Here is a 14,608-nt window from a genome sequence, read left to right on the forward strand (position 1 = left end):
AGAGGAAGTTGCGCCCGCGGTCTGACGCTTCCGTCCGGCCGATTTGGTCATATGGAGAGCACCACCCCTGACCAACCACGGAGGTAGGGCACACCATGGCACCGAACGACAGCACACGGACCACCGAAGAGGCCAAGGACCTCGCGGCGGGGCGTCGCAAGACGGCCCGCTACCTCGTCCCGGTCGCGGTGGCCGGTGTGGCGGCCGCGACCATCGGGCTCGTCCCGGCGCTCGCTGCCTCCGGTGACCCCGATCTGCCGAAGATCAGCGCGCAGGAACTCATCGAGAAGATGGCCGCGTCGGAGACCCAGCAGCTCTCCGGCACCGTCAAGATCAACACCGACCTCGGGCTGCCGTCCTTCGGCGGTCTCGCCGGTTCGCTCGCCGGCGGAGGCGGTCAGGGCGAGGACTCCTCCGCGGCTCCCGACGCCAAGCTGACCGAGCTCGCCACGGGCACCCACACCCTGCGGATCGCGGCCGACGGCCCCGACCGGCAGAAGGTGTCCATTCTGGAGGACTCCTCCGAGTACAGCCTCATCCACAACGGCGACGACGTATGGGGCTACGACAGCGCCTCGAACGAGGTCTACCACGCCGAGGGCGACGGACAGCGCGAGGGCGAGGACGGCAAGGACCGCCGGACGCCGGACGACCTGCCCACCACCCCCAAGGACCTCGCCGACGAGGTGCTGAAGGCCGCTGACGGCACGACGTCCGTCACCGTCGACGGCACGTCCCGGGTCGCCGGGCGCGACGCGTACAAGCTGGTCCTCAAGCCCAAGCAGGAGGGCTCGACGGTCGGCTCGATCACCATCGCGGTGGACGCGAAGAACGGCGTCCCGCTGAAGTTCACCCTCAACCCGAGCAGCGGCGGCAAGGCCGTGGTCGACGTGGGCTTCACCAAGGTCGACTTCTCCCGGCCGGCCGCCTCCACGTTCGACTTCACCCCGCCGAAGGGCGCCAAGGTGACCGAGGCGGACGAGTCGGCGGACGGCAAGGGAACCCGGGCGCCCAAGGGCCACGAGGAGTTCGAGGGCCTCGGGGACATGGGCGGCGGTCTCGACGTGATCGGCGAGGGCTGGACGTCCATCGCCAAGATCGAGGGACCCGGAGCCGGCCGGGACGCCGACGCGAAGAAGAACGAGAAGGGCGACGTCCCGCCGGAGGCACAGCAGTTCCTCGACGCCCTCGGGGACAAGGTCGAAGGCAAGTTCGGCTCCGGCACGGTCTTCAAGACCCGCCTGGTCAACGCCCTGATCACCGACGACGGCACGGTCTACGTCGGCGCCGTGACCAAGGACGCCCTGGTGAAGGCCGCGAACGAGGGCAAGTAGCAGGCCGTACCGGCCGGGCGGCGCACCGCCGGCCGGTACGGACCACCAGCAGGTATCACCCCGGCCGTCCGCCCCGTCGTACGCTCCGTGCGGCGGGGCGGACGTCCGACCGGGCGGACACGGACGAACGGGAGAGTCGATGACCGCCGTCATCGAGACACGCGGGCTCACCAAGCGCTACCGGGGCGGCCGGCCGGCGGTCGACCGGCTCGACCTCAGCGTGCCGGCAGGCAGCGTCTTCGGTTTCCTCGGGCCCAACGGCTCGGGAAAGACCACCACGATCCGCATGCTCATGGGCCTCATCGGGCCCACCGCCGGCACGGCCACGGTCCTCGGCCTGCCCATGCCCCGCTCGGCCGGCTCCGTGCTTCCGCACGTCGGCGCACTGATCGAGGGCCCGGCGCTGTACGGGTTCCTCAGCGGCCGGGACAACCTGCTGCGCTACGACTCGGCCGATCCGGCCGCCGATCCCCGTACCCGCGAGGCGCGGGTGGCGTCCGCGCTGGAACGGGTGGGGCTGACCCAGGCGTCCGGCAAGAAGGCGAAGGCCTACTCCCTCGGCATGAAACAGCGCCTGGGCCTGGCCGCGGCGCTGCTCCGGCCGCGGAAGCTGCTGGTGCTGGACGAGCCGACGAACGGCCTGGATCCGCAGGGCATGCGGGAGATCCGCACCCTGGTGAGGGAACTGGCCGCGGACGGCACCACCGTCTTCCTCTCCTCGCACCTGCTGGACGAGATCGAGCAGGTCTGTACCCACGCGGCGGTGATGGCCCAGGGACGCCTGATCACCCAGGGCCCGGTGGCGGAGCTCGCGGCAGGGGCCAGAGGGCGGCTCGCCGTCCTCACACCGGACCCGGCGGAGGCGGTCCGGATCCTCACGGAGCACGGCCTCACCGGTGTGGTCCGGGAGGGAGAACGGGTGACGGCGGAACCTCCGTCGGACGAGGCGGAACTGGCCGGGCTCAACGCCGCACTGGTCCACGGCGGTGTACGGGTACGGGGTTTCGGGGTGGCACGCGCCTCCCTGGAGGACGCGTTCGTGGCACTGACCGGGGAGGGCTTCGATGTCGCAGGCTGAGACCGCCGAGCCGGTGGAGAAGGCCGAGCCGCCGGAGAGCCCGACGGCCGCCGGGCCGCCGGGCTCTCCGGCGGCCGGTCCCTTCCGTCCACCCCACCTGTTCCGCCGGCCGGGCCTGTTCCGTTCAGAGCTGACGCTCACCTTCCGCCGCTGGCGCAGCCTGGCCCTGCTGGGGGTGCTGGCCGCCGTGCCGGTGCTCATCGGCGTCGCCGTGAAGATCGAGACGAGCGACGGCGGCGCGGTGGGCGGCGGGGGTGCCCCCGACGGCGGCGCCGGGGTCGCCTTCGTCTCCCAGATCACCAACAACGGGCTGTTCCTTGTCTTCGCCGCCCTGGCGGCGACCCTGCCGTTCTTCCTGCCGATGGCGGTCGGGGTCGTCGCCGGAGACGCGGTCGCGGGCGAGGCGAGCGCCGGCACCCTGCGCTACCTGCTGGTGGCGCCCGCCGGACGTGCCCGGCTGCTGCTCGTCAAGTTCGCCGCCGTCATGGCCTTCTGCCTGGCGGCCACGCTGACGGTGGCTCTGTCGGCGCTCGCGGTGGGGCTGTTGCTCTTCCCGGCCGGTGATGTCACGACCATCTCGGGCGTTCCCGTCCCGTTCACGGAGGGGCTGTGGCGGGCCGTGCTGATCGCGGCGGTCGTCGCGGGATCGCTGGTGGGACTGGCCGCGATCGGCCTGTTCGTGTCGACGTTGACGAGCAGCGGCATCGCGGCGATGGCGACCACGGTGGGGCTGCTGATCACCGTGCAGATCCTTCAGTCGGTCCCGCAACTGGACGCCGTCCACCCGTATCTCTTCACGCACCACTGGATGTCCTTCGCGGACCTGATGCGCGAACCGTTCCTGTGGGACGGGGTGCTGCGGAACCTGGGCCTTCAGGCGGTGTACGCGGCGGTGTTCGGCTCGGCGGCGTGGGCCCGTTTCACCTCGAGGGACATCACGTCCTGAGCCCGGCGCGCCCCGGACCGTACGACGACCGCATGCGCGTGCCCGGGAAGCCGGAGGCACGCGCATGCGGCAGGTCGCTGGTGACGGCCCGCCGGCGGCGGGGTCAGAAGGTCAGTTTCCAGCTGTCGACGTACCCGGTGTCGTAGCGCGCGACGTCCTGGACGCGCAGCTTCCAGTCGCCGTTGGCCGCTTCGGTGGACGCGTCCACGGTGTACGTGGTGATGACGTTGTCCGCGGAGTCGCTGCCGCTCGAGTTCTTCAGCCGGTAGGCCGTGCCGTCGGGTGCCACCAGGTCCACGACCAGGTCGCCGCGCCAGGTGTGCTTGATGTCCACGCCGACCCTGAGCGCGGCGGGCGCGTTGCCGGTGCGGCCGGTGACGGACACGGTGGACGTGACGGCGGCGCCGGCGTCAGGGACGGCGACGTCGGTGGTGTTCTCGTACAGCTCGCCGGGAGGCTCCGTCGTTCCCGCGGACAGCGTCCACAGCGCGTGGGCGACCGCGTCGCTGTTGCGGTCCAGTGCGGTGTCGTTGATGTTCGACAGGGAGTCGCACGAGGAGTGGTAGCAGCGGTCGAAGGCCTGACCGGCCGTGCCGCCCCACTTCTGGGCCTGGGCGCTGGTCTTCGTGCGGCTCGCGCCGGTGAACAGTCCGCCGACCGGTATGCCCACGTTCTTGAACGACGCATGGTCCGAGCGGCCGTCGCCCTCGGTCTCGATCTCGGTGGGGACCCCGAGGCCCGCGAAGTAGCTCTTGAAGGTCTGCTCGATCGTCGGGTCGTCGTCGTAGACGAAGTAGCCCGGGTTGGGGGAGCCGATCATGTCGAAGTTCAGATAGCCGGAGATCTTCGAACGCTCCGTCGACGGCAGGCTGTTGACGTAGTGCTTCGAGCCGACCAGCCCCAGCTCCTCCGCTCCCCACCAGCCGAAGCGCAGATGCTTCGCGGGCTGGAGCTGGGCGCGGGAGACGGCGAGCGCGGCCTCCAGCACGGCCGCGGAACCGGAGCCGTTGTCGTTGATGCCGGCGCCGGAGCTGACGGAGTCGAGGTGCGCGCCGGCCATCACCGTGCGGTTGACGTCACCGCCGGGCCAGTCGGCTATCAGGTTGTAGCCGGTGGTGCCGTTGTAGCTGAACTGCTGGACGGAGGTGGTGAATCCGGCAGCGTCCAGCTGGGCCTTCACATAGTCGACGGAGGCCTTGTAGCCGGCCCGGCCATGGGCCCGGTTGCCGCCGTTCTCGGTGGCGATCGTCTGGAGGCGGTTCAGGTGCGCCTTGACGTTGGCGAGCGGTATGTCGGGTGCCGCGAGGGCGGACACCGGGGCCGCGGGAGCGGCGGACGCCGTGGGCGCGCCGGACGCGAGCAGCCCTGCCAGGGCGAACGCGGCGGCCACGGCGGAACATCTGGGAACGGAGAGCTTCATGTGGGGGCTCCGGATTCCGTACGGGGACAGGACGGAACGTGCGTGACGCCCCGGGGTTGGCGGTCCCCGGGGCGCTGGAGCGTGCTTGTCGAACGCGATGCGTGTGCTTGTGCGTTGTGCGTGCTGATGTTCAGTGACGATCTGACAAGGCGTCAAGGGCGGAAATCGGTCATGACCGTTCGCTCAACGGACATGCGCGGGCCCGCCCCCGGACGTTCCCCGGACACCTGGTGGACGGTCACTGGACGCAGAACTCGTTGCCCTCCGGGTCGCTCATCACCACCCATTGCCCGCCCTGCTCGTTCACCCGGCGAAGCGCGGTCGCCCCCAGCGACTCCAGCCTCGCGGTCTCCGCCTCCATCTCCCCCGGGGCGGAGTGCAGATCGATGTGGACCCGGTTCTTCACCGTCTTCGGCTCCGGCACCCGCTGGAACAGCACACGGCGGCCGAGCCCGGCGTCGCTCACCTTGTCGTGGTCGTCGTCCGGATGCCGGACCGCGGCCAGATCGCGCCACGCGCGGCGACCGCGGGTTTCCAGGGTCGCCTCCGCCGGCGCCGCGCCCTGCGCGAGGAGTTGCTCGATGAGTGTGCTGTGGTCCTCGACCACGTAGCCGAGGGCTTGCGCCCAGAAGTCGGCCTGAGCGTGCGGATCCGCGGAGTCGATCACGAGCTTCCAATGCAGCGTCATGAAACCAGTTATAGTGGTTACATGGTGAACAGGGCAACGGACACGCCGGGCATGCTGCTGGAACCCCCCTCCGGCGGCGCGTTCCGCTTCGACCCGGGCGCGCTGTGCCTGGAACTGCTCACCACCGGCGGCCCCGGCAGCCTCGCGGGCTACGAGGTTCTGCACGACCCGGCCGCGCTGCTGCGCTGGGTGGCGGCCTGCCGGCTGCCCGGGGAGTTGCGCCTGAGCGTGGACGACGCGGGGGTGGCCGCCGCCCGCACCCTGCGGAACGCCGTGTGGGGCATGGCCGCCGCGACGGCGCACGGCGACGCCATGGACCCTGCCGACGTGTCCGTGGTCAACGCGGCGGCCGCGGCCCCCGCGCTGGTGCCCCGTATCGGCGCGGACGGATCGAGACAGTGGTCGCCGGACGCGACGGCCGGGCAGTTGCTCTCCACCGTGGCCCGAGACGCCGTGGACCTTTTCACCGGTCCGTACGCGCACCGGGTCCGTGAGTGCGGATCGCACGACTGCCGGCTGGTCTTCGTCGACACCTCACGGCCGGGGCGCCGCCGTTGGTGCGCGATGGAGCGGTGCGGCAACCGCAACAAGGTACGGGCACACCGCGCCCGCCACTCCGAAGATGACCGATGAACGGCGACAGCCGCGGCAGTCGGCCCCAGGGGGCGTTCTGCGACCGATGTCACGTCTGGGGGCGACCGTTCTGCGTCTAACGTGTAGGGATGGACGCCCTGCCCCACAGCGGGCCGCCCGGCTGCCCGCTGGTCGGCGTTGCCGCCACATACATGCCCCGGCTCTCGGAGTTCTCCTTCGAACCGGGGCTTGTCGCTGCCGTCGACCAGCACGCGGCGGCGGTGCGAGATGCCCTGATGCCGCTGGTCCCCGGCCCCCGCCGGGCGCCCCGCGAGGAGTCGGCCGGCATGGTGCGGCGGGAGGATCTCGCGGACTACGTCCTGGGGTTCACCGACTGGCTCGCGGAGACCGACTGGTCGGAACCGGTCGGCTACGACTTCGCGACGCTGCGGCTCACCGCCGTCTGCTGGCTGATCCGCGAGCACGACCTGCTGGCCGGCTGATCCGGCAGCGCGATCTGCTGGGCACCTGATCCCCCGATCGCGACGTGCCGGGCCATGAGCCGCGAGCACGACCGGCCGAGCCGTGAGCGGCGGGCAGAACCGGCCGGGTGCCGGTCCGGGAGCTTGGCCTGCTGGTGATCCGTGAGCAGGACCTGCTGAGCCATGAGCGGCGGGCAGGACCTGTTGGGCCGTGACATGTCGGCGTGAGCGGCGGCAAGGCCTGCCGGCCGCTGGTCCCGGAGTAGGCCTGCCGGGCCGGGATTCGTGAGGGTGACCCGCCGGGACGTGCCGCGGGCGCTTCCTGGCGGCCGGTGACCGGCGAGGAAGCGTCCGGATTCGTCCCGCGCCCGTCACATGGGGTCGCGGCCGTTGCCCAGCGGCGGCTGCGGACCGGAGTCCGGGCCGCGGCCCCGGTCGCGCCGTTGCTCCGGGCCGGGCTCCCGCCCGAAGTCGGGACCTTTGCCCTGGCGGCCCGCCTCCTGGCTGCCCATGTCCGGTCGCGCCGCCTGCCGCTCGCCCGCGGGCTGGCCCGCGGCGGCGTCGGCACGACCGCGCTGGTAGGCGCTGATGGTGTCCTTGGCGCGGCCCGACTCGGCCTCGGCAGTCGCGAGCCACCGCTCCCAGCGTTGCCGCATCGGACCGATGAGGCCGCCGCCGACGCCGACGATCAGGATGCCCGCCATCGCGGCGAGCGCAGCCCAGAGCACCGGACCGGTGACCGAGGTCGCGATCTGGGCCTGGCTGAGCGCGGCGATCACGCCGAGCCCCACGATGAATGCCCAGGCGATCGTCCCGAGCATCCGGCCGTAGGAGGTCCCGGACAGGGCGCCCTGGATGATGTCGCGGACGGCACGCGCGATGGCCATGGCCACGACGACGATGACACAGGCGACGATGGCCTTCGGGATCCAGGAAACCGCCCCGTTGATCATGTTGCTGATCGGGTTCGGTCCGAACACCCCGAAAGCCAGTTGCAGGGCGACCAGCAGGATCGCGTAGTAGAGGATCTTGCTGATGATCCCCGTGGCGTCGTAGTTCGAGTTCCTGAGGGTGTTCGAGAGACCGCTGCGCTCCGACATCCGCTCGAAGCCGACCTTGCGCAGCAGTTTGTCGGCCACCTTGGCTATCGCCTTGGCGATGAACCAGCCGATGACCAGGATCGCCAGAAAAGCGATGAACTTCGGGATGAACTTGGCCACGGCGGACCACGCGTCGCTGAGGCCTTGGCCGAAGTCGACCGATAGCGCGAGGGGTTGCTGCATGGCGCACTCACTCCGCTCTGTGGACTACCGCGGTCCGTCCGACCGGGGCCTGGACTTCCGGTGGTAGCACCGGTCGGCAGGTCCCGGCCTGCGCCGGGAGCGGGAGCTGCGCCGTTCGAGTGGTTATTGGTCCTCGTGGGCGGGGCCCGGCCGCATGACGCGGCCGGGGCGTGTAAGGCGCTGCCCGTATCAGGAGGCGGGCCCGTCCGCGGCGCGGGCCGCGGCAGCGCCGGCATGTCCGGTGGTGACGGGCGCCGCGCCGGAGGCGGCCGCCTGGGCCGCCAGCCGCAGGGCTTCGGCCTTGTTGCGGCGCGCGGTGCGCAGCGCGTCCCAGGTCAGGCAGGTCAGGGCCAGCCACACCAGGGCGAAGCCCGCCCAGCGCTCCGCCGGCATGGCCTCGTGGAAGTAGAGGATGCCCAGCAGGAACTGGAAGACCGGGGCCAGGTACTGGAGGAGCCCCAGCGTGGAGAGCGGGACCCGGATCGCCGCGGCGCCGAAGCAGACCAGCGGTACGGCCGTCACCAGACCGGTCGCGGCGAGCAGCGCCGCGTGCCCGGCGCCGTGGGGGCCGAAGGTCGCGGAGCCGTCCGCGCCCAGCCAGACGAGGAACGCCATCGCCGGCAGGAACTGGACGGCGGTCTCGGCGGCCAGCGACTCCAGCCCGCCGATGTTGACCTTCTTCTTCACGAGTCCGTACGTGGCGAAGGAGAAGGCGAGTGTCAGCGAGATCCATGGCGGCTGCCCGTAGCCGATGGCCAGGACCAGCACCGCGGCGAGGCCGATACCGACCGCGGCCCACTGTGCGGGGCGGAGCCGTTCCTTCAGGAGCAGCACGCCCATGGCGATGGTGACCAGCGGGTTGATGAAGTAGCCGAGCGAGGCCTCGACGACATGGCCCGAGTTCACGGACCAGATGTAGAGGCCCCAGTTGACCGTGATCACCGCGGCGGCAAGGGCGATGAGCCCCAGCTTGCGTGGTTCCCGGACCAGTTCGCGTATCCAGCCCCACCGCCGGAGGGCCAGGAGGGCGATGCCCACGATGGCGAGGGACCAGACCATCCGGTGGGCGAGGATCTCCATGGCGCCGGACGGCTTGAGCAGTGGCCAGAAGAGCGGGACCAGGCCCCACATCCCGTAGGCACCGATCCCGTACAGCAGTCCTGCCCGCTGTTCCTTGTCCGACTTCACTGACCCTCCCGCCGTGCGCGCGCGTCCCTCGAAGAAGGTACGCCCGGCAGGGGCGGGATGTCATGCCCGTATCGCCATACGGTCATGACGGATCTTGGTGAGGGGCCGGTCGGATCAGACGCCGGTCAGCGCCGCCGAGATCGTGTCGGCAAGCGGCGTGGTGGGCCGTCCGGCGAGCCGGGCCAGGTCGCCGGTGGTCCGCGCCAGAAGGCCGCGCGCGATGGCCGCGTCGACGTCGACGAGGATGCGGGCGAACGGCTCCGGCACGCCCGCCCCGGTGAGAATCGACAGATGGGTCTCGGCCGGGACCTCGTTGTAGGTGATGGTGCGGCCGGTCTGCCGCGTCAGTTCGGCCGCGTACTCGGCCAGTGACCATGCCGTGTCACCGCTCAGCTCGTACGCCCGGCCCAGGTGTCCTTCGCCGGTCAGCACGGCCGCGGCGGCGGCCGCGTAGTCGGCGCGCGTGGCGGAGGCGATCCGGCCGTCACCGGCGCTGCCGACGACCGCCCCGTGCTCCAGGACGGAGGGGAGGGCGGCGGTGTAGTTCTCCGTGTACCAGCCGTTGCGCAGGAAGGTGTACGGGACGCCGGAGTCGAGGATCAGCTGCTCGGTCGCCCGGTGCTCGGCAGCCAGGTCGAAGTCCGCGTCGGGCCCGCCGAGGACGCCGGTGTACGCCAGCTGGGCGACGCCGGCCGCCTTCGCCGCCTCGATCACCACGGTGTGCTGCGGCACCCGGCGGCCCACCTCGCTGCCGGAGACGAGCAGGACGCGATCGCCGGGGCGGAAGGCCCCGTCGAGAGTGGCGGGCTCGTCGTAGTCGGCGACGCGCAGCTCGACCCCGCGGTCGGCGAGGTCCGCGCCCTTCTCCTTGTCGCGGACGACGGCGGCGACCCGCTCGGCGGGGACGGTGGCGAGCAGTTCGTCGACGACGAGACGGCCGAGGGCTCCGGTGGCACCGGTCACGACGATGTTCATGTGGGGTTTCTCCGTTTCACGGGGGGCGTGCTCCGGATCGACCCTAGGGAACTCACTAACTATTCGTAAGTACCCACTTTGAAGTAAGGTACTGGTATGGCTGTAAGTGATGACCGGCTCCGCGTCCCCGATGTGAACCGCGAGATGTGCCCGTCCCGGCTGATCCTCGAGCACGTCACCAGCCGGTGGGGAGTCCTCGTGCTGGCCGCTCTGCTGGAGCGCTCGTACCGCTTCAGCGAACTGCGCAGGGAGATCGGCGGGGTCAGCGAGAAGATGCTCGCCCAGACCCTCCAGACGCTGGAGCGCGACGGCTTCGTGCACCGTGACGCCAAGCCCGTCATCCCGCCCCGCGTGGACTATTCGCTCACCCCGCTCGGCAAGGAGGCCGCCGACCAGGTGTGGGGGCTGGCCCGCTGGAGCGAGCGGCGGGTGACGGACGTGGAGGCGGCGCGCGTCTCGTACGACGACGAGAAGGCACGCGCCGCCGCCTCCCTGTGAGGCCCGACGATCGTCAGCCGACGACCGTCCAGGTGTCGTTGCCGGTGAGCAGGGCGGCCAGGTCGCCCTTGCCGTGCTGTTCGACGGCGGTGTCGAGCTGTTCGGCCATGAGCGTGTCGTAGACCGGGCGCTGAACACTGCGGAGCACACCGATCGGGGTGTGGTGGAGCGTGTCCGCGTCGGCGAGCCGCGAGAGCGCGAACGCCGTGGTCGGGGACGCCGCGTGCGCGTCGTGGACCAGGATGTCCGACTCGTTCTCCGCCGTGACGGCCACCACCTCGAGGTCGCCGGTGGACCGGTTGCGGACCACGCCCTTGCCGCCCTCGGCGCCGAAGCGGATCGGCTGCCCGTGCTCCAGCCGGATGACCGCGTCCTGCGCCTGCTCCTTGTCCTTGAGGACTTCGAAGGCGCCGTCGTTGAAGATGTTGCAGTTCTGGTAGATCTCGATCAGCGCCGTGCCCTGATGGTCCGCGGCCTGGCGCAGCACCTCGGTGAGGTGCTTGCGGTCGGAGTCGACGGTACGGGCGACGAACGAGGCCTCCGCGCCGATCGCCAGCGACACCGGGTTGAACGGGGCGTCGAGGGAGCCCATCGGCGTTGACTTGGTGATCTTGCCCAGTTCCGACGTGGGGCTGTACTGGCCCTTGGTGAGCCCGTAGATCCGGTTGTTGAACAGGAGGATCTTCAGGTTGACGTTGCGGCGCAGGGCGTGGATGAGGTGGTTGCCGCCGATGGACAGCGCGTCACCGTCGCCGGTGACCACCCAGACGGACAGATCACGGCGGGACGAGGCCAGGCCGGTGGCGATGGCGGGGGCGCGGCCATGGATGGAGTGCATCCCGTAGGTGTTCATGTAGTACGGGAAACGCGACGAGCAGCCGATGCCGGAGACGAAGACGATGTTCTCCTTCGCCAGCCCCAGTTCCGGCATGAAGCCCTGCACGGCCGCGAGGACGGCGTAGTCGCCGCAGCCGGGGCACCAGCGCACTTCCTGGTCGGACTTGAAGTCCTTCATGGACTGCTTGGCCTCGGCCTTGGGCACCAGCGAGAGCGCCTCAGTCATTGATGGCCTCCTGGAGGACGTGGGCGAGCTGCTGCGCCTTGAACGGCATGCCGTTGACCTGGTTGAACGAGCGTGCGTCGACGAGGTACTTCGCCCGGACGAGGCCGGCGAGCTGGCCGAGGTTCATCTCGGGCACGACGACCTTGTCGTACTGCTTCAGCACCGTCCCGAGGTTCTTCGGGAACGGGTTGAGATGGCGCAGATGCGCCTGGGCGATCGGGGTGCCGGTGGTGCGCAGCCGGCGCACCGCCGCCGTGATCGGCCCGTAGGTGGAGCCCCAGCCCAGGACGAGGGTGCGCGCGCCGTCGGGATCGTCGACGTCGAGGTCGGGGACCTCGATGCCGTCGATCTTGGCCTGGCGGGTGCGGACCATGAAGTCGTGGTTGGCCGGGTCGTACGAGATGTTGCCGGTGCCGTCCTGCTTCTCGATGCCGCCGATACGGTGCTCCAGGCCCGGGGTGCCCGGCACCGCCCAGGGGCGGGCCAGGGTGTGCGGGTCGCGCTTGTAGGGCCAGAACACCTCTGTGCCGTCGGCCAGTTCGTGGTTCGGGCCGGTGGCGAACTGCACCCGCAGATCGGGCAGCTCGTCGACGTCCGGGATGCGCCACGGCTCCGAGCCGTTGGCGAGATAGCCGTCGGAGAGCAGGAACACCGGCGTCCGGTACGTCAGCGCGATCCTCGCCGCGTCCAGTGCCGCGTCGAAGCAGTCCGCGGGTGTGCGCGGCGCGACGACCGGCACCGGCGCCTCACCGTTGCGCCCGTACATGGCCTGCAGCAGATCCGCCTGCTCCGTCTTCGTCGGCAGCCCGGTCGAGGGACCACCACGCTGGATGTCCACCACCAGCAGCGGCAGCTCGAGCGAGACCGCGAGCCCGATGGTCTCCGACTTGAGCGCCACACCGGGACCGGAGGTCGTCGTGACGGCGAGAGAGCCGCCGAACGCGGCGCCCAGCGCCGCCCCGATCCCGGCGATCTCGTCCTCGGCCTGGAAGGTGCGCACGCCGAAGTTCTTGTGCTTCGACAGCTCGTGCAGGATGTCGGAAGCGGGGGTGATCGGGTAGGAGCCCAGGTAGAGCGGCAGGTCCGCCTGCTTGCTCGCCGCGATCAGCCCGTACGACAGGGCCAGGTTCCCGGAGATGTTGCGGTACGTGCCCGTCGGGAACGCCGTGCTCGCCGGGGCCACCTCGTAGGAGACCGCGAAGTCCTCCGTGGTCTCGCCGAAGTTCCAGCCGGCCCGGAACGCCGCGATGTTCGCCTCGGCGATGTTCGGCTTCTTGGCGAACTTCTGCCGCAGGAAGCTCTCCGTACCCTCCGTGGGACGGTGGTACATCCAGCTCAGCAGCCCGAGCGCGAACATGTTCTTGCTGCGCTCGGCCTCCTTGCGGGACAGCCCGAAGTCCTTCAGGGCCTCGATCGTCAGCGTCGTCAGCGGCACCGGATGGACGCTGTAGCCGTCGAGCGACCCGTCTTCCAGCGGCGACGTCTCGTAGCCCACCTTCGCCATGGCCCGCTTCGCGAACTCGTCGGTGTTGACGATGATCTCGCTGCCGCGCGGCACGTCGGCGATGTTCGCCTTCAGGGCCGCCGGGTTCATGGCCACCAGGACGTTCGGTGCGTCACCCGGGGTGAGGATGTCGTGGTCGGCGAAGTGCAACTGGAAGCTGGAGACGCCCGGCAGGGTGCCGGCGGGCGCCCGGATCTCGGCGGGGAAATTGGGAAGTGTGGAGAGGTCGTTGCCGAACGACGCCGTCTCCGAGGTGAACCTGTCACCCGTGAGCTGCATGCCGTCGCCGGAGTCACCCGCGAAACGGATGATCACCCGGTCCAGACGGCGGATCTCCTTTTCGCCGGCGCGCCTGCGCTGCTCGCCGACGAGGGCCTCATCGGACCCGTTGACCTCATCGGCCTGCTCGGCCGGGCTACTGACCTTGCTGGTCACTGAACTGGACCTCCCTCGAGGCGGTTCCTCGGGCCCGACCGGCCCACCGGCCGTCCCACTGGCCACCCTACGACCGTAAGGGTCGCCTTCCCCGGACCGCTCGCATGTCGGACGCCCAGCAGTGACGCCGTGACGCCCTGGTTCGTCATGCTTTCCCTGCCCTTGGCCTTCCCGGAAGCCGCTCCCCCCTCATACTCCGGCCCCGGGCCTACCGCATCGCTCGAGGACCGGCAGAGCGCCGGCGGGCCGGGATCCCCCCGGCCCGCCGGACGGTCACGAATTGAGGTACGTCAGCACCGCCAGTACGCGCCGGTGGTCGCCCTCGCTGGGAGAGAGCCCGAGCTTCAGGAAAATGTTGCTGACATGCTTCTCCACCGCCCCGTCGCTCACGACGAGCTGCTTGGCGATCGCCGAATTCGTACGGCCCTCGGCCATCAGACCCAGCACCTCACGCTCGCGCGGGGTGAGACCCGCCAGCACGTCCTGCTTACGGCTGCGGCCGAGCAGCTGCGCCACGACCTCCGGGTCCAGTGCGGTACCGCCCTGCGCGACCCGCACCACGGCATCGACGAACTCTCGTACTTCCGCTACCCGGTCCTTGAGCAGGTAGCCCACTCCCCGGCTGCTCCCGGCCAGCAGTTCCGTGGCGTACTGCTCCTCCACGTACTGGGACAGGACCAGCACCCCGACTCCGGGATGGTCGCGGCGCAGCTGCACCGCCGCCCGCACACCCTCGTCGGTGTGCGTCGGGGGCATACGGACGTCCGCGACCACGACGTCCGGCAGCGCGCTCTGCGCGGCCAGCTCGTCGATCGTCTTGATCAGGGCCTCCGCGTCACCCACCCCGGCGACCACGTCGTGTCCCCGGTCGGTCAGCAGCCGGGTCAGGCCCTCCCGAAGCAGTACGGAATCCTCGGCGATGACCACCCGCACGCTGTCCTCCACAGTCCCGTGTCCCCCTGTTGATGTGTTTCCCACTCTGCCCGTCCCAGCATCCCAGGATCGGAGCGCCCCCGGGCCCGCCTCGGGCTTTTCCCGGTCACCGCACCGGGGGACGCAGAAGTGGGGCAGGGGGTTGCCACGGTGGGGCGGGGGCGGGGCTCAGACAGGACGGCGCCCCCCGCCAGGGCGGGGGCGCCGG

At 70.7% G+C, this 14,608-nt stretch carries 14 protein-coding genes; 6 read left to right on the forward strand and 8 right to left on the reverse strand.

All coding sequences use genetic code 11. The features are described from left to right. Nucleotides 1-95 precede the first annotated feature (95 nt). The 3 genes from ACTMTU_RS24870 (at nt 96) to ACTMTU_RS24880 (ending at nt 3,358) form a co-directional block, all read left to right on the forward strand. Complete coding sequence (locus tag ACTMTU_RS24870) at nt 96-1,334, forward strand: LolA family protein (RefSeq protein WP_441265696.1); 1,239 nt, start codon at nt 96-98, stop codon at nt 1,332-1,334. A gap of 139 nt (nt 1,335-1,473) precedes the next feature. After that, the gene (locus tag ACTMTU_RS24875) at nt 1,474-2,412 is read left to right on the forward strand and encodes an ATP-binding cassette domain-containing protein (RefSeq protein ID WP_441265697.1); all 939 of its coding nucleotides are present in this window, start codon (nt 1,474-1,476) and stop codon (nt 2,410-2,412) included. After that, nucleotides 2,399-3,358, forward strand: a complete 960-nt coding sequence (locus tag ACTMTU_RS24880) for an ABC transporter permease (RefSeq protein ID WP_441265698.1) — start codon at nt 2,399-2,401, stop codon at nt 3,356-3,358. The genes ACTMTU_RS24875 and ACTMTU_RS24880 overlap by 14 nt, the downstream gene beginning before the upstream one ends. Before the next feature lie 103 nt (nt 3,359-3,461). Here the strand turns inward: ACTMTU_RS24880 and ACTMTU_RS24885 are convergent, their stop codons facing one another. Together ACTMTU_RS24885 and ACTMTU_RS24890 are read right to left on the reverse strand one after the other, a co-directional pair. Beyond that, a complete protein-coding gene (locus tag ACTMTU_RS24885) occupies nt 3,462-4,778 on the reverse strand; it encodes a M28 family metallopeptidase (RefSeq protein ID WP_441265699.1) in 1,317 nt (438 codons plus the stop codon). 238 nt (nt 4,779-5,016) lie between these two features. Next, nucleotides 5,017-5,466, reverse strand: a complete 450-nt coding sequence (locus ACTMTU_RS24890; RefSeq protein WP_441265700.1) for a VOC family protein — start codon at nt 5,464-5,466, stop codon at nt 5,017-5,019. 21 nt (nt 5,467-5,487) lie between these two features. Here ACTMTU_RS24890 and ACTMTU_RS24895 point away from each other — a divergent pair, with 21 nt between their 5' ends. Both ACTMTU_RS24895 and ACTMTU_RS24900 read left to right on the forward strand, forming a co-directional pair. Next, the gene (locus ACTMTU_RS24895; RefSeq protein WP_441265701.1) at nt 5,488-6,099 is read left to right on the forward strand and encodes a CGNR zinc finger domain-containing protein; all 612 of its coding nucleotides are present in this window, start codon (nt 5,488-5,490) and stop codon (nt 6,097-6,099) included. Between the two features lie 89 nt (nt 6,100-6,188). Beyond that, nucleotides 6,189-6,542: a DUF6401 family natural product biosynthesis protein gene (locus tag ACTMTU_RS24900; protein ID WP_441265702.1), complete on the forward strand. Its 354-nt coding sequence runs from the start codon at nt 6,189-6,191 to the stop codon at nt 6,540-6,542. Nucleotides 6,543-6,892: 350 nt separating this feature from the next. On the opposite strand, the gene ACTMTU_RS24905 is transcribed toward ACTMTU_RS24900, so the two are convergent. The 3 genes from ACTMTU_RS24905 to ACTMTU_RS24915 form a co-directional block, all read right to left on the reverse strand. Then, entirely contained in the window at nt 6,893-7,804 is a 912-nt protein-coding gene (locus ACTMTU_RS24905; protein ID WP_441265703.1) for a mechanosensitive ion channel family protein, read from the reverse strand. A 189-nt stretch (nt 7,805-7,993) separates the two neighbouring features. Continuing rightward, entirely contained in the window at nt 7,994-8,992 is a 999-nt protein-coding gene (rarD, locus tag ACTMTU_RS24910; protein WP_441265704.1) for an EamA family transporter RarD, read from the reverse strand. Between the two features lie 114 nt (nt 8,993-9,106). Beyond that, entirely contained in the window at nt 9,107-9,967 is an 861-nt protein-coding gene (locus tag ACTMTU_RS24915) for an SDR family oxidoreductase (RefSeq protein ID WP_441265705.1), read from the reverse strand. 96 nt (nt 9,968-10,063) lie between these two features. Between ACTMTU_RS24915 and ACTMTU_RS24920 the strand changes: the two genes are divergently transcribed. Further along, on the forward strand, nt 10,064-10,465 hold the full coding sequence (locus ACTMTU_RS24920; protein WP_441265706.1) for a winged helix-turn-helix transcriptional regulator: 402 nt from the start codon (nt 10,064-10,066) through the stop codon (nt 10,463-10,465). Nucleotides 10,466-10,478: 13 nt separating this feature from the next. Here the strand turns inward: ACTMTU_RS24920 and ACTMTU_RS24925 are convergent, their stop codons facing one another. The 3 genes from ACTMTU_RS24925 to ACTMTU_RS24935 form a co-directional block, all read right to left on the reverse strand. Next, nucleotides 10,479-11,528: a 2-oxoacid:ferredoxin oxidoreductase subunit beta gene (locus ACTMTU_RS24925; RefSeq protein ID WP_441265707.1), complete on the reverse strand. Its 1,050-nt coding sequence runs from the start codon at nt 11,526-11,528 to the stop codon at nt 10,479-10,481. After that, complete coding sequence (locus tag ACTMTU_RS24930) at nt 11,521-13,467, reverse strand: 2-oxoacid:acceptor oxidoreductase subunit alpha (RefSeq protein WP_441265708.1); 1,947 nt, start codon at nt 13,465-13,467, stop codon at nt 11,521-11,523. The genes ACTMTU_RS24925 and ACTMTU_RS24930 overlap by 8 nt, the downstream gene beginning before the upstream one ends. Before the next feature lie 273 nt (nt 13,468-13,740). After that, nucleotides 13,741-14,400 (reverse strand): LuxR C-terminal-related transcriptional regulator, encoded by a 660-nt coding sequence (locus tag ACTMTU_RS24935; RefSeq protein WP_441265788.1) that lies wholly within the window; start codon nt 14,398-14,400, stop codon nt 13,741-13,743. Between the last annotated feature and the right edge of the window lie 208 nt (nt 14,401-14,608).

This window comes from Streptomyces sp. OZ13, assembly GCF_052068155.1.
Classification (GTDB): domain Bacteria; phylum Actinomycetota; class Actinomycetes; order Streptomycetales; family Streptomycetaceae; genus Streptomyces.